The sequence below is a fragment of the Arthrobacter sp. MYb227 genome (assembly GCF_002975435.1).
In the GTDB taxonomy this organism is placed as follows: Bacteria; Actinomycetota; Actinomycetes; order Actinomycetales; family Micrococcaceae; genus Paeniglutamicibacter.
The window spans coordinates 1-23,005 of the sequence record NZ_PCPT01000003.1 but is presented as its reverse complement, the minus strand read 5'-3'; the positions used below and the strand labels follow the sequence as shown (position 1 = coordinate 23,005).

Here is a 23,005-nt window from a genome sequence, read left to right as displayed (position 1 = left end):
ATTCTACTCTTGAAAATCGCAGATGTGAAGCGTTTGTGTTTTAAATATTCTTACAAAACAACAGGTCAACTCAGAGTGTGAAAACTATTTGATCGAATTTATCTCTTGCCCCTCAGCGCTTCGAAGTCGCGTCAATTACTTGAACGACATCCCTTGTTGTTCACAGGCTTTCTTGAACGCTGCCTGATCTGCAATGACGGGTTTACCATCGCCATCCGTACTCACGGCATTGCGAATACTTTCTGTGGAGGAAGCCAAGCCGTGTTCGGCGGCCTTACTTATATTCGTCAGTCCCACACTGCCGTGATCCGTATAACCGCTACCGAAGTGAATGCAGGCAGTATTCCCTTGTACATCGCGCTTGCGAAAATCATCGGCGCTCGGTCCTGCGCATGCGGTCATGGCCAAACCAAGCACAGCCAGGATGGGAAATAGCTTTTTCATACTCTCTAGCCTACGAGAAGCACCCGACAGCTGCGGAATCTAAAGCTTGCGCCCGACCATGAAGATCCGCCTAAACGGAAACATCGTCAAGCACTGCCCGGCCGGGCCGCTAAAGGGCGGATAAGCGCGGGAAACCAATTGGGCATACTCGTGTTCGTAGTCCGCGGATTTTTCAGGACTTAGCTTTGCAAAAATTGGGCGCAGGGCCGTACCACGAACCCATTCGAGAACCGGGTCTCTGCCTTCTAATACCTGCCCGTAGGTGGTCTCCCAGACATCGGTCTCGAACCCGGCGGACAGAAGAATCTTCAAATAGTCCTCGGGCTCACCCACCGCATCATCATGACGAAGCACACCGGACAACTGCGCGGCCCAGCGCGGACTATCCGCAAGCTCCCTCATCAAGGCATGTGACGGGGAAGAAAAGTTTCCGGGAACCTGCACGGCGAACCACGCCCCGGGACGTAATGCCGTTAGCCACTTGACCATCAGCTCCCGATGCCCGGGAATCCACTGCAACATCGCATTTGACACCAAAACATCGGTGTCCGGCTCCGGCATCCAGCTCTGTGCATCGGCAAGATCAAAGGAAAGATTTGGCGCATGCTGGTGCGCGCGGGCCTTTTCAATCATCTCCGCAGAGGAATCCAAACCAATGACACGGGCTTCGTGCCAGCGCTCGGCAAGTGAACGAGTCAACGGACCCGGGCCACATCCCAGATCAACCACCAAGCCTGGCGCATCGGAAACGATTCTGGAGGTCAGATCGAAGAATGGCCGGTCCCGGTGATCGGCAAACTGCACGTATTTTTCTGGATCCCACTTCATGCCCACAGCGTAGTTCGCTTTTGGCCCACACCACCAGTGGCTTCGACGAATAACGCAACATAGACGATAGGCTTGAAACATCATGAAACTTACCGAGTTGTTGCCTAATACTCCCCCGCGTGGAGCCACCGCCGAATCCGTCTATGAAGCGTTCATCAAATGGGTGGAGGACCGCGGAATCGGGCTCTACCCGGCACAGGATGAAGCAGTCATGGAGTTCGTGGCCGGCAACAACGTCATCTTGGCGACACCCACGGGCTCGGGCAAGTCGCTGGTGGCCGTTGCGGCGCACTTCTATGCACTCGCCCGCGGGGAACGCAGCTACTACACGGCGCCCATCAAGGCACTTGTCTCGGAGAAGTTCTTTGATCTATGCAAAATCTTCGGCGCCGAAAACGTCGGAATGGTCACCGGCGATTCCTCGGTCAACCAGGACGCACCGATCATCTGCTGCACAGCAGAAATCCTTGCAAACATTGCATTGCGCGAAGGCAAGTACGCGGACCTTGGTCCGGTAGTCATGGACGAATTCCATTTCTACGCCGACCCGCAGCGCGGCTGGGCCTGGCAGGTTCCACTCTTGGAACTGCCTCAGGCACAATTCCTACTCATGAGCGCAACCCTTGGTGATGTCAGCCGCTTCGAAGACGAGCTCACGCTGCGCACCGGACGCGAGACAACCACGGTAGCGCACGCCGAACGCCCCATCCCGCTGCACTACTACTATTCCGAGGATCCAATCCAGGAAGCCATCGAGGAACTGCTCAAGACTCGGCAGGTTCCCATCTATGTGGTGCATTTCAGCCAGCTCGAGGCCATCGACCGGGCCAGCAGCCTCATGAGCATCAATGTCTGTACCCGCGAAGAAAAAGACAGGATCGCCGAGCTGATTGCCGGCTTCCGTTTCGCGGCCGGCTTCGGCAAGACGCTGAACCGGCTGGTCCGCCACGGCATTGGCGTGCACCATGCCGGCATGCTGCCCAAATACCGCCGGCTTGTAGAGCAGCTGGCTCAGGCCGGTTTGCTCAAGGTCATCTGCGGCACCGACACCTTGGGCGTTGGAATCAACGTGCCCATCCGTACCGTGCTGATCACCGCACTTTCCAAGTACGACGGTATCCGCACTCGTCTGCTCAACGCCCGCGAATTCCACCAAATCGCCGGACGTGCGGGACGTGCAGGCTTTGACACTGCAGGAACCGTTGTCATTCAGGCACCCGAACACGCAATCGAAAACAAGAAGAACCTCGAAAAGGCCGTTGCCAAGTTCGGTGATGATTCAAAGAAGATCCGTCAGGTGGTCAAGAAGAAACCACCACAGGGCTTTGTTACCTGGGGCGAGAAGACCTACGACCGGATCATCGTTTCAACTCCCGAGCCGCTGAGCTCCTCCTTTGTTGTCACTCACTCGATGCTGCTGAATCTGCTGGATCGTTCAGGTAACTCGTTTGCCGCGGCCCGTCGTCTGCTCTCCGAAAACCATGAAACTCCAGCCAAGCAGCGCGCTCTGCAGCGCAAGGCCTTGGGCATCTTGCGCGAGCTGCTTGCCACCGGCGTTGTTGAACGCCTCGATGTGCCCGATGAATACGGCAACAAAATTGCCTTGACGGTCCATCTGCAGCAGAACTTTGCGCTCAACCAGCCGCTGTCCCCGTTTGCTCTTGCCGCCCTCGAACTCTTCGATGAGGAGTCCCCAAGTTACGCCCTTGATGTTGTCTCGGTGATTGAGGCAACTCTTGAAAAGCCACGCCAAGTGCTCGGTGCCCAGGAAAAGAAGGCCCGCGGTGAGGCGATCGCCGCGATGAAGGCCGAGGGTATGGAATACGATGCCCGCATGGAAGCCCTCGAAGAGGTCACCTACCCGATGCCGCTGGCGCAAGTGCTTGGCGATGCCTTTGAGCAGTACCGTGCCGGTGCCCCGTGGCTTGGCGACTTTGAGGTAGCCCCCAAGTCCGTGGTGCGTGACATGTACGAACGCGCCATGAGCTTTAGCGAATACGTTCAGTTCTACTCGCTGGCCCGCTCCGAGGGCGTACTGCTGCGCTACCTGACCGATGCCTACAAGGCGCTGCGCCAGACCGTCCCACAGGATGCGCTGCGCGAAGACCTCGAGGACCTGATCGAATGGCTCGGGGAAATGATTCGCCAGATCGACTCCTCGCTGCTCGATGAATGGGAAGAGCTTGCCAACGGCGTGCTACACGAACCCGATGCAGATATCTTGCCACCGGCTCCGGAACGTCTGACCTCCAACGAACGTGCCTTCCGCGTCATGGTCCGCAACGACATGTTCAAGCGCGTCAAGCTGTTCGCCGACGAACAGGACGAGGCCCTAGGCAACCTCGACGGGCACAACGGCTTTGGTGCAGACACCTGGGCCGATGCCATGGATGATTACTTTGATGAGCACGAGGACATCGACGATGGTCCCGGCGGTCGCGGCCCCAATCTGCTGATCATCACGCCGGACACCACGACGTGGAAGGTTCGACAGATCTTTGCCGACCCGGCAAACCACCATGACTGGGGCATCGATGCAACAATCAACCTTGCCGATTCCGATGAGGCGGGTTACCCGGTGATCACTGTGACCCGGGTGGGTCGCCTAGACTCCTAGTTCGCTCTGCTACCAATCAATGGTGCGAGTCTATGATCAAGAAGTGAACATCGGATTGGCCATCGGTCACACACGGATTGCTTGCCCGATGTCGAACTGATTCCCATCAGGGCACCTCCATTTCTGAACGAGAAGGCAACAGTGACTCGTTCAGAAACGGAGATGAAAAACATGAACAACGCACTTTTAGAATTGCAGCACGGGCAACTCATCGATGTCATCATCGGCAAGACATTGCCCTTCGGCACGCTGGTCAGTGAGCCCTCGGGGATTGCTGGACTCCTGAGTGGAGAAAAGAAATTTGACGAAGGTTCCCGGTTCCAGGTCCGGGTGGCTGACGTGGATGCGACAAATCAGCGTTTCAGCGCCATATTGCCCTAGAACAAATATGGCGGGTACACCGACCGAGGTTTATCCCGGTCGGTGTACCCGCCATATCTGTGTGCTTAGAATCCTAAGAATTTGCTCAGGGGTTGCGCCTGATCTTTAAGCAACAACACGATGGGCACTACCAACCCGAGGAACGCGTAGATAGACACGGGAACGCAGAGCAACCATTCACGTGCAGATCCCGCCTTACCCAATACCGGGATGGCAATACGCCCGCTTGGCTTCCACACGTCCTTGAGCAGCGGAACCTTGCGTAGTGCCTTCGGGGAACGAATCTTAATGGGCCACAAAAGATTACAGCCGCCCACGGTAAGCATGTCGCCCAAAATATGGATGGCACAGCCCACGGCAACAGCCAGTACCAACCAGTTTTGTTCATCGGGCGAAAACACCGCAACAAAGATTCCCGCAGGAATCGATAGCAGCCAGGGTAAGCGTGCCATGGTGTCCGGAATAAATTTCAATGCCTTCAGAGCGAAGGATACAAGCAGTACAGCCAACAGCCCGGCCCCTGGATAGATCAGCCCAAAGCGTTCGGTTTCAACACTCCAAAGCCCAATGACCCAGGCCAATGCGGTGAAGACCGCTATACCTAGGAACGAGTGAGTTCCATTGCGGTGTCCGCCGGAGACCTCACCAATCCCCGCGCAGATGGCGTTTGATACCGGAGGCAGCGAGTGCGCAATGGTCGCGCGGCGATGATCCGCATCCGGGAGCAAGGCAGCCCCGGCACAGACCATGGCCCCGGCAACCCCGGCAAGCGGGGATTGTTCAAGGAGCCCAAAACCCAAGGGGATGGCTTCGGGAACCCACGAAAGTTTTTCGGATAGGGATCCGGTCGGGAGCTTAAAGCTCGTGGTTAACGCGATCCAGGCTGCTGCGCCGGTGGCCGCGTGGTGGCCGCCCATCATATGGGGGTCCCCCCTTTAATTTGTTCTAGCAATCGATCGCCACCAACCTTATGACGAGCCACCGACACGTTGGCTTCACCGCGCGCAATGTGCGCCGGTAGGCTTGATCACATGCCAGAATTACGTCCCGCAGAACCCGCAGATGTTCCAGCAATCCTCCAACTCATCCACGAGTTAGCCATCTATGAGCGCGAACCCGATGCAGTAAAAAATACTGCCGAAGAACTTGCCACTCATCTCTTTGGCGACAATCCGCAGGTTTATGCCCACGTGGTTGCCGACGGTGAGCGGGTCCTCGGCTTTGCTCTGTGGTATCTGACCTATTCAACGTGGGAAGGTACCCACGGCATCCACCTCGAAGACCTCTACGTGCGCCCGGGCGAACGCGGCGGAGGGCACGGAAAGGCACTGCTGCGTGAACTTGCCTCAATTGCCGTGGACCGCGGGTTCAAGCGTGTGGAATGGAGCGTGCTTGATTGGAATGCTCCGGCCATTGGTTTCTATGATTCACTCGGTGCCGGTTCCATGGACGGCTGGACGGTACGCCGGCTCGAGGGCGATGCCCTAGCCTCGCTTGGAGCGCGACTATGAGCGTCTTTCGCGGTATGAACACCACAGAACATTATTTTCTGGTCCCGCTGGATCACCACAAGCCGCAGGGTGAGAGCATCACAGTCTTCGCCCGCGAAGTGGCCTCTACCGAACATGAGGACCCGACCACCCTTCCGTGGTTGCTGTTCTTACAAGGTGGCCCGGGCGGTAAGTCTCCGCGTCCGGGGTCGCTCTCCGGCTGGTTGGCCGAGGCCACCAAGACTTTCCGCGTCCTGCTGCTGGATCAGCGCGGCACCGGGTTGAGCACCCCGGCCAACCGCCAAACGCTTCCGCTGCGTGGAGATGCCGCGGCGCAGGCCTCCTACCTGATACATTTCCGCGCCGATTCGATTGTGCGTGATGCCGAAGTGATCCGTGAGGCTCTGGGTATCGAAACGTGGAGCACCTTTGGCCAAAGCTACGGCGGTTTTTGCACGCTGAGCTACCTTTCAATGGCCCCGCAGTCCCTTGACCGTTGTCTGATTACCGGTGGGCTCGCCTCGCTGAGTGCCGATGCACGCACCGTGTACCGCGCAACCTATGCACGCATGGCAGCACGCAACGAAGAGTACTTCGCCTGGTACCCGCTGGACCGTGAGGTGCTGGCCAAGATCATCACCCACCTGCGCCACACGGTTGAGCATCTGCCCAATGGGCGTGTGCTGACGGTTCCCATGGTGCAGATGCTGGGCCAGTACCTGGGCGGAAACACCCGGGTGCATCTGCTGCATACCGTGTTTGAGGGAGTCTTTGTGCCAACCCCCGGTGGACAACGACTCTCCGATACCTTCCTGGCCGAGGTGCAGGAACAGGCAGATCGAGTGAGCAACCCACTCTATGCCCTGATGCACGAATCAATCTACGGGCAGGGCGAGGCAACCAATTGGGCGGCCGAGGCGGTGCTGGAAGAATTTCCGGCCTTCTCTCCCACAGCCGAGGTCCCGTTGCTCACCGGGGAAATGGTGTACCGCTGGTACTTCGAAGAAGATCCGGTGTTGCGCCCCTTGGAGGAAACAGCACGGATCGTGGCCGAACATTGGGGCTGGGCCCCGCTCTATGACCGCGAGGTTCTAGCGGAAAATACGGTTCCGGTGGCAGCGGCCGTATATACGGACGATGTCTATGTTGATCGGGATCTCTCACTCGAAACCGCTGCAGCCGTAGCGGGCCTGCGGGTCTGGGAAACCGACGAGTTCCATCACGACGGAATCGGTGATGATGGCCCGATGATCTTTAACAAACTACTAGAAATGACCAACAACGCGGAGTAGTTTCAGGCATGTGAGTAACGAACTAGTTTTGGTCACCGGAGGATCCGGTGTCCTTGGTGCGCACTGCATCAACGCGTTATTGGCCCAGGGCTATAGGGTTCGCACAACCGTGCGCGACCCCGACAAGGGCACTGCTACCCCTGCCGGGGTTCAGGTTTTCGCCGCTGAGCTTACCAACGATGCCGGGTGGGATGAGGCTGTTGCCGGATGTGACTTTGTCCTGCACACCGCATCGCTCTTCCCCCTCGTGGTTCCAGAGCACGAGGATGACCTCATGATCCCGGCTAGGGAGGGCGCCCTGCGTGTGCTTCGGGTAGCCCTTGCCGCGGGGGTCAAACGCGTGGTGTTGACCTCTTCATTTGCCGCCATCGGGTACGGCAATGACCCGCATCCGGGAATTTTCACCGAGGCCGACTGGTCTAACCCGGAGGCGGAGATTGGGGCTTACCCAAAATCTAAGACGCTTGCCGAGCGGGCGGCCTGGGATTTTGTTGCCGGTGCTGGCGCCGGGATGGAACTAGCTACCATCAATCCCGTGGCAATCATCGGACCGGTACTCGGTCCACGGCTTTCCACATCGATCCGGCTTGTACAACGCATGGTTTCCGGTGGGATGCCGGGGCTTCCTAAGATTTCCTTGCCACTAGTTGATGTGCGAGATGTTGCAGATTTGCATGTGCTCGCCATGAGTTCTGTGCAGGGTGCTAGGCAACGTTTTCTTGCAACATCGGGTGATGCCATCTCGATGCAAGAAATGGGGCAGATCCTGCGGGGCCGGCTGGGTTCTAAGATCCCCACCCGGAGCTTGCCCGATATCTTGATCCGGGTAGCTGCGCGGTGGATGCCGGAGCTTACCGACTTGGTGCCACGTCTTGGCGTCGTCAAACATGTGAGCAGTGCGAAGGCCGAACGAATATTAGGTTGGAATCCACGGCCTGTGGGCGACTCACTGGTAGAAACCGTGCTGTCGCTCAAGAAGTTTGACCTGCTCTAGGCCGCGCTGCGGGAGCGTTGCGTTCCTAATTCGCGGATACAGAAAATTGTGACAATCACAATGAAGATCAAGCAGAGGTAACCAAGCCCGGCAAATCCCAACCAGGCTAGCAATAGTCCGGAACCGGCGGCGCCCAACGCACCGGCAACGCCCATCAGAGTGTCCGATACTCCCTGCACCAGCACTCGACGCTCACGAGCAACTCGTCCGGCCAGGAACGCCGAGCCGGACACAGTTGCCATCGACCAACCCAACCCCAGCAAGACCAGCCCGGTGGTCACCGCTGCCTGCGAGTTCGCGCCAATGCCGGAGACCAACACCGCGGCCACCAGAACCAGCTGGGAGCCGAGCATCATGCGGATCAGCCCGATTTTATCTCCCAATGATCCTATAACTGGCGACAGCGCATACATGCCAGCAATATGCAGTGAAATGGTAAAACCAATGACAATCAAGATGTCGCTGGTACCGCCGTGCATTGCATGCCCCGGGGTTGCCGCAAGATCCTTGAGGTGCACCGGGGTCATCGACATGACTCCCACCATCACCAGGTGCGCCACGACGATGGTGGCGATACCTAGCGTGGCACCCGGTGACTGACGCGCGGCGGAAATCCCTTCAATCAGTGATCCGCGATTACGACCAACCCTCGGTTTGGTGGGAACATGCCCCGCAGTTTCATCGAAGGAACGTGCCAGCACAATGGGATCCGGACGCAAACCAATATTCAAGACAAGTATTGCCAGCAACATGCCGGCCAGCGAAAACAGGAACGGCCCACTCATTGGTGGTAAGCCAATCTTTTCGCCCAGCACGGATCCCGGTCCAATGAGGTTTGGCCCGGCAACCGCGCCAATGGTGATGGCCCAGACCACAAGACCCAGATCGCGCCCACGTGTTGCATCGTCGGCCAGGTCAGTGGCGGCAAAGCGCGCCTGCAAGTTAGCCGCAGAACCCACACCCAGCAGCGCAGCGCCCAGCATGAGCACCGCAAAACTTTGACTCACCGGGGCAAGCATCATCAGCACGGCACCGATGGCTGCCAAAAAATAACCAGTGGACAACGCGATGCGCCGACCCTTGCGCACGGCAAGCGAGGCGAGCGGTAGCGCACTGACCGCTCCCGCCACCGAGATGGCCGTGGTTGCTGCCCCGGCAAACGCGTTGGAACCGGTAAGTTCAACAGCCATCAGGGACCCGATAGCAAGACCTGCACCATTGCCAATGCCTGAAAGCAATTGGGACGCGGATAGCGTTGCAACAACTCGCCGTTGTGCCGCGGCACGGGTTGCAGTAGGTTTGAGCGCCGGCTTGTCAGATGTAGTCACCGCGCAAGTTTAGCAACGTGGGACGTCTTATATCTTCATCTCGCTTTAAACGGCGCGGAGGCCCGCACCCCCAATGCTGGATGTGAGCCTCCGAAAAATAGCTAAAGATACCGGTGGTTACTCGGAATCCTTCTTTGCTGCGGCAGTGGCCTTCTGCTCTGCTGCGGCGCGGCGGCCTGCCGGAGACAACAGGGAAGCAACGGTGGCGATGACCACGGTGCCCAGGATGACGACCAGCGAGACGGTGATGGAGAAGTCCGGAACCCAGAGGATCGGCTCGCCACCGTTGATGAACGGAAGCTCGTTGACATGCATCGCGTGGAAGACCAGCTTGATACCGATGAAGGCCAGGATGATCGACAGTGCGTGCTTGAGGTAGATCAGGCGATCCATCAGGCCACCGAGCAGGAAGTACAGCTGGCGCAGACCCATCAGGGCGAACAAGTTCGCGGTGAACACGATGAACGGGGACTGGGTCAGGCCGAAGATGGCTGGGATGGAGTCGACCGCGAAGAGCAGGTCGGTCATGCCAATGGTAATGAAGACCATGACCATCGGGGTGAACATCTTCTTGCCATTGATGGTGGTACGCAGCTTGTTGCCGTCGTATTCCTTGGAGATCGGCAGGTTCTTGGTCAGCTTGTAAACGATGCCGCTATTGGCGCCATCAGACTCGTCTTCACCCTTATCGGTGGCCTGCTTCCAGGCGGTGAACAGCAGGAACGCACCGAAGATGTAGAACACCCACGAGTAGTTCTCAATGACTGCGGCACCGAGGATGATGAAGATGCCGCGCAGGATCAGCGCGATGATGATACCGAACATCAGCACTTCTTGCTGGTACTTACGTGGTACCGAGAAGCGGGCCATGATGATGATGAAGACGAACAGGTTATCGATACTCAGGGAGTATTCGGTGACCCAGCCGGCGATGAATTGCTGACCGATCTCCGGTCCCGCCTGCCACCAAACAACGCCGCCAAAGATCAGGGCGAGGGTGACGTAGAAACCGACCCAGAGGCCCGATTCCTTCATCGATGGTTCGTGTGGTTTCTTGACAACATACAGCAGGTCAAGAAGAAGAATGATGCAAAGTGCCGACAGTGAGATAATCTCAAACTGCAGCGACAAGCCGTGGTTTCCCAATGTGGGGCCTTTCAAACGGGGTACGTGAAATTACCGCAAGTCTCTCCGCCGCCCGCTCAGATTGGGACGACCGCTGCGCCCGGCGAGGCATCGATGCCTCGCGTGTTGACGATCACAGCACAAGTGGGATACTCCCCTACGCTTGAAATAGTCTAACCCATGCATGTTTCAGTCTCATGAACAGCCGTGGGGTTTATGCGTGGCCCGCGTTCTTCATCTGCCGCAACTCCTTCTTCAGCTCCGAGACCTCGTCGCGCAAACGTGCGGCAACTTCAAAGTGAAGTTCGGCGGCCGCGGCATGCATCTGCTCGGTCATCTGGCTGATCATGTCCACTAGATTTTCGGCAGGCGCGGCCGCCAAGCCGTCGGCACGCACGGCATCGTGTGCCTTCTTCGTTCCCGCGGAGGAGCGCTTGGCGTTCTTGGCCAGCCGCTGGTTATTCAGTAGCTCTTGGGTGTCGGCATCCTCACGGGCCAGCGAATCGGTGATGTCGGCGATCTTTTTGCGCAGCGGCTGCGGGTCCACGCCGTGGTCCTTGTTGTACTTCTGCTGCACCTCGCGGCGGCGGTTTGTCTCGTCGATGGCTTTGGCCATGGCATCGGTGATCTTATCCCCATACATATGCACCTGCCCGTCGACGTTTCGTGCGGCACGGCCAATGGTCTGAATCAGCGAGGTTGCCGAACGCAGGAAGCCCTGCTTATCCGCGTCAAGGATGGCAACGAGCGAGACTTCGGGCAGATCGAGGCCCTCGCGGAGCAGGTTAATGCCCACCAGCACATCGAACAGGCCCATGCGTAACTCGCGCAGCAGCTCAACACGGCGCAGCGTGTCAACATCCGAGTGCAGGTACTGCACCCGCACCCCGTGCTCGGTGAAGTAGTCGGTGAGGTCCTCGGCCATGCGCTTGGTCAACGTTGTGACAAGGATTCGCTCGTTGCGCTCCACGCGCACACGGATCTCGTCGAGCAAATCGTCGATCTGTCCCTTGGTGGGTTTGACGATGATTTCCGGGTCGATCAGGCCGGTGGGACGAATGATCTGCTGCACCACGCCGTCGGCCTTGCCCAGCTCGTACTTGCCCGGAGTTGCCGAAAGATACACCGTCTGGCCGATGCGTTCGAGGAATTCGTCCCACTTCAGCGGGCGGTTGTCCATCGCACTGGGCAGCCGGAAGCCGTGTTCTACAAGGGTGCGCTTGCGCGACATGTCCCCCTCATACATCGCACCGATCTGTGGGACGGTGACGTGGGATTCGTCGATGACCAGCAGGAAGTCATCCGGGAAGTAATCGATCAAACAGTGCGGGGCGGTGCCGGATTCGCGATCATCGATGTGCCGTGAATAGTTTTCGATGCCGTTGCAGAACCCCATCTGCTCCATCATTTCCAGATCATAAGTCGTGCGCATGCGCAGGCGCTGAGCCTCGACCAACTTGTTCTGGTTTTCCAGTACGGCCAGGCGATCACGCAACTCGTCCTCGATGTCGGTGATGGCGCGGTTCATGCGCTCCGGGCCCGCAACATAGTGGCTGGCGGGGAACACGTACATCTCGTTTTCCTCGCGGATCACCTCTCCGGTGACCGGGTGCAGCGTGTGGATCGATTCAATTTCGTCGCCGAAGAACTCGACGCGCAGCGCCTGCTCCTCGTACATCGGGATGATTTCCACGGTGTCCCCGCGCACCCGGAAGGTGCCGCGGTGGAAGTCCATGTCATTGCGGGCGTACTGCATGGAGACGAACTTGCGCAGCAAATCGTCGCGGTTCAGCTCCATCCCCTTCTTCAGGGTGACCATGCCCGCCACGTATTCCTCGGGGGTGCCCAGACCGTAGATGCAGGAGACGGTGGCGACAACTATGACATCGCGGCGGGTCAGCAGCGCATTGGTGGCCGAGTGGCGCAGGCGTTCGACCTCCTCGTTGATCGAGGAGTCCTTTTCGATGAAGGTATCGGTCTGCGGCACGTAGGCCTCGGGCTGGTAGTAGTCGTAGTAGGAGACGAAGTACTCGACGGCGTTGTTGGGCAGCAGTTCACGGAACTCATTGGCCAGCTGCGCGGCAAGCGTCTTGTTCTGCACCATCACCAGCGTGGGGCGCTGAACTTGTTCGATGAGCCAGGCGGTGGTCGCGGACTTGCCGGTACCGGTGGCACCGAGCAGCACCACGTCCTTCTCACCGGCATTAATGCGTTCGGTGAGTTCCTTGATGGCCGCTGGCTGATCACCGGCGGGGGTGAACTCGCTAATGACCTCGAACGGGGCTACAACGCGGTTAATCTGCTGCGCAAGACTCATACACCCTAGGCTACGCCCTGGGGTGTGACTCTTTGGTGACTGCTCGCGTTGGGCTGAATGAATTCAGCGAAACGGTCATTGTCTGGATACGTTCGATTATTTCGGGATAACTACGGCCCACCATGTTTTCAATCCAGCTGAAATATCGTTGGGCACCGTCAAGCACAGCGGGAATCAATTCGAGTGGGTCGACTTGATGTGAAACTCCATGGGCCGAAAAACTTGCAGCATGGATGCTGCCCACCAGCGAGAACTCCGGGGAGAAATTGCCGCGACCTACGCCTGTGGCTAGGAAACCTTCCATCGCGTCAAGTAGGGCATCCCAGATCCCCACCGTGTCATCCCATAGCTCGAGCGGGATGAGTTGCTCTTCGAAATACCGTATGTGGACGCACCCGGCGCCCCCGAACGGGTTTCTTGCCGCCCGATCGAACCAAATTTTCGCTGCACCTTTGGGCTCCGCGTCGACCGATACCAGGTACTGATCGGGCCCCGCGGCGAGCTCCGCAAGAGCCGTCACGGTATGCGGGATGAGCAGAAACGTCTCGGTTTCACAGGCTTGGTCTTGTCCCTTCACGGCAAAAGTTCACCCGCGCAAAGCTGCAATACGCGCCAGATCCGCACCGTAATCTTCTCGGGCGAAGCTAAAGTACTCCGTAGCGCCGCTGAGAATGCCATCGATCAGCAGGTCCAACTCAACGATGTGGCGGACCTTTCCGGCAGTGAACTTGGTCAATGAACCGCCGCCAGTCATCAAAATGGTGGCCTCCAGGGTTGGGTAGGAAACCTCGGCTTCTCCCGTGGCGAGGAAGGCCTCGAGTGCATCGAGCAGGGCCCGCCAAATCCCTGGCACGTCGTCAATCAAATCAACGGGGATCAGCTGCAACGAGTGATAACGAAGCTGAACGCTTCCCCGTGTCCCCCGCAGCAGGGCCGCTCGATCGGGATCGCGTTGGATGGACACCAAGTGCGCGGAGGCACCGTTGCCGGCCTGGTTGAGGATGAATGATTCGGCGATCAGAGAGGTGTTCACTTACGTCTTCCGGTACGGCGTTGATGTGCTCGAACATCGCGTTCGACAATATTTCCTAGCGAGGCACGCATGGCGCGCATCATGAAAAGTACCGCAGCAATGGTTGCGGCAATGATCCCGATCAATGCAAGCCAGGCGGGGATCAGCACCGTTGCATCGTAACCCGAGTCTCGTGAGACGAATTGTTCGCGCCCACCAAAGAAGAGCCAGAGCACGGTTGCCAACAGTATTGATGCCCCGGCGATCAGCCAAGCAAGCTTGATGCGGTGTATCTCCTTGGCGGCGCGAATCTCTTCGCCCTCCAACATGATGCGCAGCTCATCCTTTGTATATTTAGGTTCAGCTGCCATCGTGGGCCGCCCCAGCAAGCTTTTCCCAGATCTCATCGACGCGGTCGCGAAGCTGCTCGAGAGTTCCAGAATTGTCGATGATTTCATCGGCCACCGCGGCACGCTGTCCATCGGTGGCCTGGGCATCAATGCGTGCCTGGGCATCGGCCACGGACATGCCGCGATCTTCGGTCATCCGGCGTAGTCGCTCGGTCAAGGGTGCGGCAACCACCAAGACCACATCAAAGTCGCTGGCCTGCCCTGTTTCTACCAGCAAGGGAATGTCTTGAACCACGACGGCGTCCGGGGCGGCGGCCTCACGCAGTGCCAGAGCTTGGGCGCGCACCAGCGGGTGGACGATCGAGTTCAGTTTCGCTCGCGACAGCTCATCGGCAAAAACCAGCGCACCGAGGGAGGGACGGTCAAGGGAACCATCCGGACCAAGAATCTGTGGGCCGAAGGCTTCAACCACGGCATCTAGCCCGGGCGTTCCGGGTTCTACAACGGCCCGGGCAATGGCATCGGCGTCGATGAGTACCGCACCTAGTTCTTTGAGCCGGGTGGCAACAGCGGATTTACCTGCGGCGATTCCGCCGGTCAGACCAACATTGAGCATGTGTCCAAGCATACCGAGGACCAACGGGCACTCACCGAAGCAAAACACTAGACTGGGTCGGTGATGCTAAATGATTCGGTGGCCACGGCCTATACAACGCTGGATGGCGATTACGTCCACGAGCTGGAGATCAAGCGCTCGCGATTTATTACCTATCTGCGTCGGGTCGAAACCGAGGATGCTGCCCGCGGGCTCATCACCGAACTACGCAAAACACACTTCGATGCCCGTCACCATTGCAGTGCCTTCATCCTGGGTGCCGACCGCATGGCAATGCGCAGCAACGACGATGGTGAGCCCTCGGGTACCGCGGGAATCCCTATGCTTGATGCCCTGGCCAAACGGGAAACAGCTCCCGGGGTCACCGATCTTTCAGACATTGTTGCGGTAGTTGTACGTTACTTTGGCGGGATTCTGTTAGGTGCCGGTGGACTGGTGCGTGCCTACTCCGAATCGGTGTCCAGCACCCTAGACACTGCCCCACTCATTCAACGCCAACGCATGCGAATCTTGGGCGTCGATGCCGATTACGCGGCGGCCGGACGACTCGAAAATGACTTGCGTGCCACCGGCATTCAGGTACTTGGCACCGATTATGGACCGCGTGTGGCCACACTGCGCATTGCCTTGAATGATGATGCAACAATTCTTGCTAGCTTCGATGACCGGTTGGCAACCTTGACCGCAGGGGCCTCGAACGCCACCAACCTTGGAACCGAATGGGTGGATCTTCGTTGAGCCTAGATTTTTCAGCATTACGACGTTGGCCCGATGTTGAGGCAGAAAACCTCCACGCCGTCGATGCAGCAGACAGACTATTACTCGATCTAGCAGCAGAGGCCGGCTGGCCAGCCGAACCTGGCCGGGTCGTGGTGCTCGGGGATCACTACGGGGCACTAACCCTTGGCACGCTAGATGCAGGCGTTCGCGGGCTGCGCGTTCATCAAGATGCGCTCTCCGGGGTTCGGGCTACCGAGTCGAATGCGAAGAATCTTCTGCCCAGCTTTGTCGATGAGTATGTGTCGCTTCCTTTAGGTGTTGAGCTACTCGGCGGTGCAACAATGATACTGCTCGCGTTGCCGCGTTCACTCGATGCACTGGAGGAGATCACCGCGGCGATTGCCCGGTATGCAGATCCCACAGTAACCGTCATGGCTTCCGGGCGTATCAAACATATGAACCTTTCGATGAACGAGGTGCTGGGTCGCTACTTTGGTACTGTTTCGGTCTCGCTGGCGCGGCAGAAGTCTCGGGTGCTCACGGCCAGTGGGCTACTACCGGCCACGCAGTATCCGGCAGATCGTTTTCCGTTGGCCCAGTCCGTGCCGGCGGGGTTGGAGAAGCCACTGGAATTACGTGCGTTCGCGCAAACCTTTGGCGGTGCCAAACTGGATCCGGGAACCCGATTCCTGCTTGAACACCTCGAGCTTCCGGACACCGCAACACGCGCCGTCGATCTTGGCTGCGGCAATGGAACCATCGCCACATTCATGACACTGAAATATACGCAGCTCACCGTGCATGCAAGTGATCAGTCGGCCTCCGCTGTGGCATCCACTACGGCAACTGCTCTGGCAAACGGTGTTTCTGAGCAGATCACGGCAGTGCAGGATGATGCATTGGGTTCGCTTGCAGATAGTTCGGAAGAGCTGGTGGTGTTGAACCCTCCGTTCCATATGGGAAACACGGTGCATGCGGGTATCGCGCTGAAACTCATCAAAGATGCGGGCCGAGTTTTGACTCCGGGTGGTGAACTTTGGTGTGTTTGGAACTCTCATCTTGGATATCGTGGGCAACTAGAAAAGTTGGTTGGTCCCACTCGCCAGATTGCGCGCAATCCCAAGTTTACGATTACGGTTTCGACCAAACCATAAGTGATTCATCAAGTTCGGGTGGTTTTAACAACGTTTTACTCCGAAAGGTGGCAGGTGAACACCGAAGTGAGCTCCCGCCACCACCCAATTACGGGTTCGGATGCACGAAGCAGCGCAGTATCTCGAGCAATAATCTGCCCAGATTAACCACGAAGTTCAATGCACCCCCATGGTGGTTGATGCTTTAGCTCGCGCCGAGGCTTACCCGCCATGGGGTTTCACCTCCTCCACAGAAGAGGTTCAGCCCCTCATGAACTTTTGGCTCAATTTCTTGAGCTACCAAGCCCAATTTGGGTTATCCTAAAGATGCAGTATCTCCAAGGATTACCCCTTGGGAACGCACCTTATGGGTGTTAGTTTCAGCAATCAGACCCGTGGCCACGGGTCTTTTTGCGTTAACAAACACATCCAGAATTCTCTGGAATTCCCCAAGGGTAATTCTCACTGGCCATCGGTAGACGGAGAACGTGGTTCATAGTGGATAACACAGGCTTTACGCTCAGGCGCAGACACCTGTGGAAGATGGATGTTCCTTCGCGAAATCTGCATTTTCCCTAGTTGCGTGCGTTCAATAAAGCCAAGGAAGTTGGATGGGTTTCAGATTGAGGATGTTTCCCCTCAGTGCGTACCGCATAGCCGGGCAACCCGACGGAGTCGAGTCGAATGTGATCGATGATGGGGCTATCTTTTTCCTTATCCGAGAGCCAATTCGGGTCACTATCAATCACATCCCGCCATCGAATGCTACGCGCTTCACGTTTGTTCATTTCGCGGGCTCGCCAGGGGTAATGGCCCGTATGCGTTGGACGATTTGGGTCTTTCTCGTGAATTGCGGTCCCCAGCAGTCGGGGGCTGCTCCCCCATCCATGTAAACCAATGATTTCGATTCGATCACCAAGTCTCACCGGTAGTGCATTCGCGTTTTCACCCCATACCCATGTGCTGGGCAACGCGTTGGAATTCAATCGCTGAGAGTGCGTTGATAGCTTCAATGCCATGCACCGGACATTCATCATCAATTGAATCCTCCCCACGGTTGAAGCCGGGGGGTTCCTAACTCAAGCTGCTCGCTGTGGCACGGCGGCCAAGGCAAGTCTGAGACTCTTAGTGTTAGCAGAGCTGAAACCGGCCCTGTCCACCATCACGGCGGCGGAGTTTTTATCTCTAGATCGAGAAACACCACAGCCGGTGCAGCTATAGGTTCTTTCCCCCAGGGGTAAGCGGTGTTTGGCTCTCGCACCGCAGTGTGCACAGTCCATGGTGGTATACCGTGGACTGACAAGTTTGAGCGTTCTTCCTGCCTTGAGGGCCTGAAAAATAAGGATGGCCTTGGTGGTGGCAATGGTCGCCTCAGCAGCCTTCCTGGCCATGGTGCTCTTGGCTATGAACTTGGGCTTGAAATCTTCTACCGCAAGATACTGATGATCGCTCACCAGTTTCTTCGCCCACTTGTGGGCATCGTCCTTGCGCTGGCGAGCAACCTTCTTGTGTGCCCTGGCTGCCTTGAATCGTGCTAGCCGGTACCCGTGAGTTTGTTCCTGACCCTTGGGCTTGCGCCGCCTGGCTATCTGACGCTGAGCAGTGGCATGCTCCTGGGCCGTCCTCTTCCCATGTTCCTGGTGGGGCAAATCCCACGCGGTGGCTTCATCGATGACCCCGGTCGCGCGATCAACTCGTGCGGTGGTCGCTGTTTCACTCACACCCCCAGTCCAACCCGAGCGCATAATCACCCTGGGTCGCGGGATACACGGCTTCGGGTGCTTCGATGACGAAGGAAGCGTACAAGTGCCCCCGTGAGTCCTGGCTGACGCGTACCGAAGATGGGGCAGCCAGCAAGGTTCTGGACCACACCACGGGAATGCTGATCTTCCCGGTCGTATCGGGTTTGAGCGAGAATCCACGGGTGGTGTAGTTCAACGAAATCAAAGAGGTTTTGCGGCTCTTGAACCCGGGCAGGCCGGCACGCTGGGTGATGGGCTTGGAATTAATGATGTCTTTGAGTGCCCGGGTGCGTGAGGTAGAGAAGTCTCGCACCATCTGTTGTTGAGCGACCGAGGATCCTTGCGCCAATCATTTCACGCCGTCCTCGGAAACGGTGGTAGCGCGCAGTTTGGTTAAGAATTTATCTGCACCAGCGGGTCCAAAGGTTTCGGCCTCGGCACCCGAAAGCAAGATTGAGAACTTGAGTTCATGAAGGTCACTGGACATCGAAACCATGTGGTTTCATACGTACCGGCACATACCAAATTCACGAACCAGATAGCGCCGAGCGCTTGTGCCGGGCCGTAGTCGGTAGTTGTACCGAACCTTCATACCCACCAGTATGCAAGCAACTGCCATATACGCTCAAGCATGAGCCTCGAAACACTCCGTCGAAACAAAAACACCACCTACAGATGCTGGTACCACGTGGTCTGGTGCCCCAAATACCGCCGCCCAGTCATCACCTCCAACGATCCCGCAGCAAACAACCCACCCATAGCAGGAGACCCCGGGCCAGTCGATGAGCGTCTGGTGGAAATCATTCAGGAAGTTGCCTCGGAAGCTGGTGCAATGATCGAAGAAAGCGAAACCATGCCCGACCACATTCACATGCTCGTGTCGGTTGACCCCCAATATGGGATCGCAAAATTCATCAGAAACTGCAAAGGCAGGTCATCTCGAACACTGCGCCAAGAGTTTCCTTCACTCAAACGGCGCCTCCCAACCCTATGGACCAACTCCTACTTCGTCTCCACAATCGGCGGAGCACCCCAAAGCATTATCAAGCAGTACATCGCGGACCAGCGCCAAGTCTAATCCACACACTGGGACCTATCCCTCCCACGGCTAAAGCCGGGGCATCACGACCCCAGACCCCACCCCCGGTGACAGCACGGCATAGGCGTGGTCTTTTTGTTCACGTTCTTTCGCGCCGCAAATACACCCCGGAAGCTGAGTCTAAGCATATTCAACGACGTTCATCGCGCGACCGAAAAGCAGTGGTCCGATAGTGTGGTCTACCGGAATATCCAGTACAACGTCTCCAGCGATCTGTTCTTGGAGTACTTGTGTCAGCCATACAACGATCTAATAGAGTGAGTGCAATGATGGGGATGGCAAGCATGTCCAGATCTTTAGCTGTCGCGCTCGAAAGGGGCGTACCTAGTACTTTTTGTCAGGCGATGAGAGCTTAGAGCCCTTCAAAGAGATCACTCAGTACGGCCGTACCGGGTTGCCGCGGTGGCCAGATCAGCACGGAGGGTTCCCTACTGACCGTACGAACCCAAGCAGCATCGTCTCTGCCCGGGTCCACAAGTACATCCCGTTGACTCCGATGTTCGCGCAGGCCAGCAACGATCCTGTGTGCCACGGCGCTTGTGTCAACCTCGATGCCAATCATGTCATCCGGTACTGGCCTTAAGTGATATTCAAGCAACGGGTTCCACGCTGTGAGCCCATCCCGCACCCGAGCCGCATTCCAACGTTGAAAGACCGAAGTTCTAATGGCGCCGTGGATCAGCCGGCGTAAACCCGGCCCGGGGACGGCTCGTGCGCTTTCGAAAGCCGTGTCGGTTGCCTGTCCAATAGCAATATGATCTCGGTGCCCGGTAATCCCATCGGGGCCGAAAGTTGCCACGATTTGAGGTCGTTCTTGAACCAAGATCTCATGTATTTTGCTGGCTAACTCGGCCGGATCAACCTCGTGCACATGTCCGTCTTGGTAACCGAGCCATTCGTGGCGAGCAGGAATGGTCCCGTGCGCACGCCAGGCATTTGCGCTTTCAGTTCGGCGCCATGCACCTAAGGTTTCGCGTGTTGCCGGAACCCCACGGGAGATTTGCCCTGCGGCGCCGTCGGTGGCAAGAACCAAGATGAAGCGGAACCCCGGGTCGTGCTCGTGCAGTGCTATGGATCCTGCACATCCATAGGCATCATCATCCGGGTGAGCAACAATTACCGCGATGGTATGCGGCTCTTTCATGGATGGAATTCTAGTCCTGCATTGGTCTCTAGAACAGTGCGTACTACGGCAGGATTCCCTTGCTTCAAAGTCATGAAAGGTGTAAATTTTCACCGGTTGTAAAACCTCAAACAGCAAGTGCATTCCCAATAAAGTTTACGCCAGAATTTGACTCGAAATTCACCACCCCCACAAAAGCAATACCGCGTTGGTTGCCTCGAGGGAACGCCAAGACATGCATCTTCGTGAAAGGCAGCTCCCATGAAAGATCATTCGTTTTCACCATCACCATTCATTTCTGCCACGGCCTCCGATCGGGCATTGGTCCTGCACGGCGGCGGAGCAGCCGGTAACGCGTGGGAAATTGGAATCATTACCGGTCTCTACGAGGCCGGGCTTGATCTTAGGCAAGCCGATCTCATTATCGGCACATCTGCCGGCGCCACTGCGGCAGCGCAGATCACCGGGGCAAATCCTGCCACGCTGTTTACCCAGATCCTTGAGGCGGCTCCCCCACAGGCGAATAGTGCGGTTGGAGGTATTGTGCGCAGCCCTCGCGGTGGAACCGTCAACGATCATTTGGCAAGGACAAATAAGATCATCGCGGATTCCTTGAATGCAGCCGATATGCGACGCCGGATAGGAGCTGCCGCCCTCGAGTTCGATGACGATGTGGAAAATACGTGGCAATCACGCTGGCATGACATTGTGGCTGCTCGGCTCCCGAGCCAGCAATGGCCCGAACAAGAGGTGCTGATTACCGCAGTTGACGCGCACACCGGCGAACCAATGGTGTTCGACAAGTTCAGTGGTGTGTCGTTGGTGGATGCTGTTGCCGCGAGCACGTCAAGTGGTTTTGGTTCTCCGCCCTACCGGATCGGCAAGAACAAATATATTGACGGTGGTTACCGCAGAAACGAAAATGCCGATTTAGCCGAGGGTTTCTTGCGAGTACTCGTCCTCTCCCCCTTAGGTGGACGCACTCGGCACCCGCTGGAATGGGGAACGCAGCTTGCGGCACAGATTGCCGAACTACGCGCGGCCGGAAGCCAAGTGGAAACACTCTTTCCAGATGCCGACTCACGTACCGCTTTTGGCGGCAATCTGATGGATCTTTCGACGCGTTTACCCGCCGCGCGAGCGGGATACACTCAGGGCCAAGCGTTGGCTGGGGTTCTCACCAATTTCTGGCACTGAGGCGCGCATCGGCGGTGCCTGCCGGTATTCCGGGTGTGCCAGTGCAATACTGCACATATGGATGAAGAACAGTCAGGCACAAACACAGCATTGGTCATTGTCAACATGCAGCAGGGCGTGATTGATAACTGTGTGCACCCCAAAAAGATTGTTGCCCGCATCCAGGAGCTTGTTGCTCAGGCTCGTGATACCGGAACACCGATCTTTTGGATCCAGGACGAACGCGACTTTGAACGTCATTCGGCATCTTGGCGACTGGCAGCAGGCCTCGATCCGCTCGATGGGGAACATCGGATCTTCAAGTCCTACCGTGATGCCTTTACCGGCACCGGGTTCCATGCGGCACTGAATACCGCAGTGATCAATCACCTTGTGGTGTGTGGTGCGCAGTCAGATTACAGCGTGCGGACGGTTGCCGGACGTGCCGCGGCGATGGGCTTTGATGTGACTGTGGTGCGCGATGCTCACACCACCGGTGCGGAAACCTTCGAGGGCCAAACGTTAACCGGGGATCAGATCATTTCCCATACCAACAAATACTTTGCCACGCTTGACTACCCGAACCAGGATTTTCTGCTCAAGCACGCCAAGGAGATCGTTTTTCTGCCCGTGGCCACCAATGATTAGTCACATCGGTAGGGACAAATATGGGATGGGCGTGCCTGTAGCATCGGATACTGCCGAATATGCCTAAACCATGTAAATCCAGTTCATCAATCATTCCGATGAGTGGTGCTGGATTAGACCGTGGAATTCGTGCACTATTTCTCTTCCACAGTGTTTCTTCAAGCTTCATCAGGGCATAGTTTTCTAGCGGTTGAACTGGTGAGCCCGGAATTTGTGTAAAGCCCTCATCATCAAGGATCCCAACGCGGCCCAATAGTCCGGTTCCGGCGAAGCCAAGAACCGCGGTGGTGTTTTCAACGGCATTCAAGGGATGGGTCGATGACCGGTTCCAGATCCATGCCTGATTCAGTGTCTGTGCAGCAAATTCCGTAGCGGTCATCGCATTCACCGCATCGATTCCATGTATTGGGCAGTGCTTGTCGATGGAAATGCCCAAGTATCTTTCCTCATCCATGACCGAGCCCACTGGGCTATGATCAACAGCTTCTTCATGCGCCGCACACGAATAGCCGGCATGTGAGTGGTCTTCCCGCGGCAATCCTCGGCTAGTTCACCACGCCTTCCCCCCCC

Annotated in this window: 26 protein-coding genes; 10 read left to right on the top strand and 16 right to left on the bottom strand. The window is 57.2% G+C overall.

Features of this window, described 5'->3' with window-relative positions:
- Nucleotides 1-135 precede the first annotated feature (135 nt).
- The gene (locus tag CQ018_RS07485; protein WP_105549388.1) at nt 136-444 is read right to left on the bottom strand and encodes a hypothetical protein; all 309 of its coding nucleotides are present in this window, start codon (nt 442-444) and stop codon (nt 136-138) included.
- A gap of 39 nt (nt 445-483) precedes the next feature.
- On the bottom strand, nt 484-1,272 hold the full coding sequence (locus CQ018_RS07480; RefSeq protein WP_105549802.1) for a trans-aconitate 2-methyltransferase: 789 nt from the start codon (nt 1,270-1,272) through the stop codon (nt 484-486).
- An 82-nt stretch (nt 1,273-1,354) separates the two neighbouring features.
- Here CQ018_RS07480 and CQ018_RS07475 point away from each other — a divergent pair, with 82 nt between their 5' ends.
- Together CQ018_RS07475 and CQ018_RS07470 are read left to right on the top strand one after the other, a co-directional pair.
- The gene (locus CQ018_RS07475; protein ID WP_105549387.1) at nt 1,355-3,889 is read left to right on the top strand and encodes an RNA helicase; all 2,535 of its coding nucleotides are present in this window, start codon (nt 1,355-1,357) and stop codon (nt 3,887-3,889) included.
- A gap of 81 nt (nt 3,890-3,970) precedes the next feature.
- On the top strand, nt 3,971-4,270 hold the full coding sequence (locus tag CQ018_RS07470) for a hypothetical protein (protein WP_105549386.1): 300 nt from the start codon (nt 3,971-3,973) through the stop codon (nt 4,268-4,270).
- A 65-nt stretch (nt 4,271-4,335) separates the two neighbouring features.
- Here CQ018_RS07470 and CQ018_RS07465 read toward each other — a convergent pair whose 3' ends face one another.
- A complete protein-coding gene (locus CQ018_RS07465; protein WP_105549385.1) occupies nt 4,336-5,190 on the bottom strand; it encodes a metal-dependent hydrolase in 855 nt (284 codons plus the stop codon).
- A gap of 111 nt (nt 5,191-5,301) precedes the next feature.
- Between CQ018_RS07465 and CQ018_RS07460 the strand changes: the two genes are divergently transcribed.
- Genes CQ018_RS07460 through CQ018_RS07450 form a run of 3 tightly spaced genes read left to right on the top strand, consistent with a single transcriptional unit; the run spans nt 5,302 to nt 8,046 of the window.
- The gene (locus CQ018_RS07460; protein ID WP_105549384.1) at nt 5,302-5,781 is read left to right on the top strand and encodes a GNAT family N-acetyltransferase; all 480 of its coding nucleotides are present in this window, start codon (nt 5,302-5,304) and stop codon (nt 5,779-5,781) included.
- Complete coding sequence (locus CQ018_RS07455; RefSeq protein WP_105549383.1) at nt 5,778-7,052, top strand: alpha/beta fold hydrolase; 1,275 nt, start codon at nt 5,778-5,780, stop codon at nt 7,050-7,052. The genes CQ018_RS07460 and CQ018_RS07455 overlap by 4 nt, the downstream gene beginning before the upstream one ends.
- Nucleotides 7,053-7,062: 10 nt before the next feature.
- Nucleotides 7,063-8,046, top strand: coding sequence for an aldehyde reductase (locus CQ018_RS07450; RefSeq protein WP_105549382.1), 984 nt, complete (start codon nt 7,063-7,065; stop codon nt 8,044-8,046).
- Here CQ018_RS07450 and CQ018_RS07445 read toward each other — a convergent pair.
- From CQ018_RS07445 to coaE, 7 genes are all read right to left on the bottom strand, one after another.
- Nucleotides 8,043-9,374: an MFS transporter gene (locus CQ018_RS07445; protein ID WP_105549381.1), complete on the bottom strand. Its 1,332-nt coding sequence runs from the start codon at nt 9,372-9,374 to the stop codon at nt 8,043-8,045. The two genes, CQ018_RS07450 and CQ018_RS07445, sit on opposite strands and share 4 nt — an antisense overlap.
- Before the next feature lie 117 nt (nt 9,375-9,491).
- Nucleotides 9,492-10,505: a TerC family protein gene (locus CQ018_RS07440; protein ID WP_374954181.1), complete on the bottom strand. Its 1,014-nt coding sequence runs from the start codon at nt 10,503-10,505 to the stop codon at nt 9,492-9,494.
- A gap of 208 nt (nt 10,506-10,713) precedes the next feature.
- Nucleotides 10,714-12,816: an excinuclease ABC subunit UvrB gene (gene uvrB / locus CQ018_RS07435; RefSeq protein ID WP_105549380.1), complete on the bottom strand. Its 2,103-nt coding sequence runs from the start codon at nt 12,814-12,816 to the stop codon at nt 10,714-10,716.
- A gap of 10 nt (nt 12,817-12,826) precedes the next feature.
- Nucleotides 12,827-13,393 carry a hypothetical protein gene (locus tag CQ018_RS07430; RefSeq protein WP_105549379.1) on the bottom strand — a complete coding sequence of 189 codons (567 nt, stop codon included), beginning with the start codon at nt 13,391-13,393 and terminating at the stop codon, nt 12,827-12,829.
- 9 nt (nt 13,394-13,402) lie between these two features.
- Entirely contained in the window at nt 13,403-13,849 is a 447-nt protein-coding gene (locus CQ018_RS07425; RefSeq protein ID WP_105549378.1) for a hypothetical protein, read from the bottom strand.
- Nucleotides 13,846-14,199, bottom strand: a complete 354-nt coding sequence (locus CQ018_RS07420; protein WP_105549377.1) for a hypothetical protein — start codon at nt 14,197-14,199, stop codon at nt 13,846-13,848. The genes CQ018_RS07425 and CQ018_RS07420 overlap by 4 nt, the downstream gene beginning before the upstream one ends.
- Nucleotides 14,189-14,794: a dephospho-CoA kinase gene (gene coaE, locus CQ018_RS07415; protein WP_105549376.1), complete on the bottom strand. Its 606-nt coding sequence runs from the start codon at nt 14,792-14,794 to the stop codon at nt 14,189-14,191. The genes CQ018_RS07420 and coaE overlap by 11 nt, the downstream gene beginning before the upstream one ends.
- Nucleotides 14,795-14,857: 63 nt before the next feature.
- On the opposite strand from coaE, the gene CQ018_RS07410 reads away from it, so the two are divergent.
- Together CQ018_RS07410 and CQ018_RS07405 are read left to right on the top strand one after the other, a co-directional pair.
- The gene (locus tag CQ018_RS07410; protein WP_105549375.1) at nt 14,858-15,532 is read left to right on the top strand and encodes a YigZ family protein; all 675 of its coding nucleotides are present in this window, start codon (nt 14,858-14,860) and stop codon (nt 15,530-15,532) included.
- The gene (locus CQ018_RS07405) at nt 15,514-16,668 is read left to right on the top strand and encodes a methyltransferase (protein ID WP_105549374.1); all 1,155 of its coding nucleotides are present in this window, start codon (nt 15,514-15,516) and stop codon (nt 16,666-16,668) included. Before CQ018_RS07410 ends, CQ018_RS07405 begins: the two co-directional genes overlap by 19 nt.
- Before the next feature lie 1,058 nt (nt 16,669-17,726).
- Here CQ018_RS07405 and CQ018_RS20250 read toward each other — a convergent pair.
- Genes CQ018_RS20250 through CQ018_RS20780 form a run of 4 tightly spaced genes read right to left on the bottom strand, consistent with a single transcriptional unit; the run spans nt 17,727 to nt 18,981 of the window.
- Complete coding sequence (locus CQ018_RS20250; RefSeq protein WP_219844024.1) at nt 17,727-18,368, bottom strand: RNA-guided endonuclease TnpB family protein; 642 nt, start codon at nt 18,366-18,368, stop codon at nt 17,727-17,729.
- Nucleotides 18,361-18,738, bottom strand: coding sequence for a hypothetical protein (locus CQ018_RS20245; RefSeq protein WP_219844023.1), 378 nt, complete (start codon nt 18,736-18,738; stop codon nt 18,361-18,363). Before CQ018_RS20245 ends, CQ018_RS20250 begins: the two co-directional genes overlap by 8 nt.
- Nucleotides 18,739-18,876, bottom strand: coding sequence for a hypothetical protein (locus CQ018_RS20240; protein WP_219844022.1), 138 nt, complete (start codon nt 18,874-18,876; stop codon nt 18,739-18,741).
- 15 nt (nt 18,877-18,891) lie between these two features.
- Nucleotides 18,892-18,981, bottom strand: coding sequence for a helix-turn-helix domain-containing protein (locus CQ018_RS20780; RefSeq protein ID WP_219844021.1), 90 nt, complete (start codon nt 18,979-18,981; stop codon nt 18,892-18,894).
- Between the two features lie 39 nt (nt 18,982-19,020).
- On the opposite strand from CQ018_RS20780, the gene tnpA reads away from it, so the two are divergent.
- Nucleotides 19,021-19,467: an IS200/IS605 family transposase gene (tnpA, locus tag CQ018_RS07390; protein ID WP_105549372.1), complete on the top strand. Its 447-nt coding sequence runs from the start codon at nt 19,021-19,023 to the stop codon at nt 19,465-19,467.
- A 373-nt stretch (nt 19,468-19,840) separates the two neighbouring features.
- On the opposite strand, the gene CQ018_RS07380 is transcribed toward tnpA, so the two are convergent.
- A complete protein-coding gene (locus tag CQ018_RS07380) occupies nt 19,841-20,632 on the bottom strand; it encodes a PIG-L deacetylase family protein (RefSeq protein ID WP_105549370.1) in 792 nt (263 codons plus the stop codon).
- 240 nt (nt 20,633-20,872) lie between these two features.
- Between CQ018_RS07380 and CQ018_RS07375 the strand changes: the two genes are divergently transcribed.
- Together CQ018_RS07375 and CQ018_RS07370 are read left to right on the top strand one after the other, a co-directional pair.
- On the top strand, nt 20,873-21,808 hold the full coding sequence (locus CQ018_RS07375) for a patatin-like phospholipase family protein (RefSeq protein ID WP_105549369.1): 936 nt from the start codon (nt 20,873-20,875) through the stop codon (nt 21,806-21,808).
- Nucleotides 21,809-21,865: 57 nt separating this feature from the next.
- A complete protein-coding gene (locus tag CQ018_RS07370; protein WP_105549368.1) occupies nt 21,866-22,435 on the top strand; it encodes an isochorismatase family protein in 570 nt (189 codons plus the stop codon).
- On the opposite strand, the gene CQ018_RS07365 is transcribed toward CQ018_RS07370, so the two are convergent.
- Entirely contained in the window at nt 22,386-22,889 is a 504-nt protein-coding gene (locus CQ018_RS07365; RefSeq protein ID WP_146111839.1) for a hypothetical protein, read from the bottom strand. The genes CQ018_RS07370 and CQ018_RS07365 overlap by 50 nt on opposite strands.
- Nucleotides 22,890-23,005 lie beyond the last annotated feature (116 nt).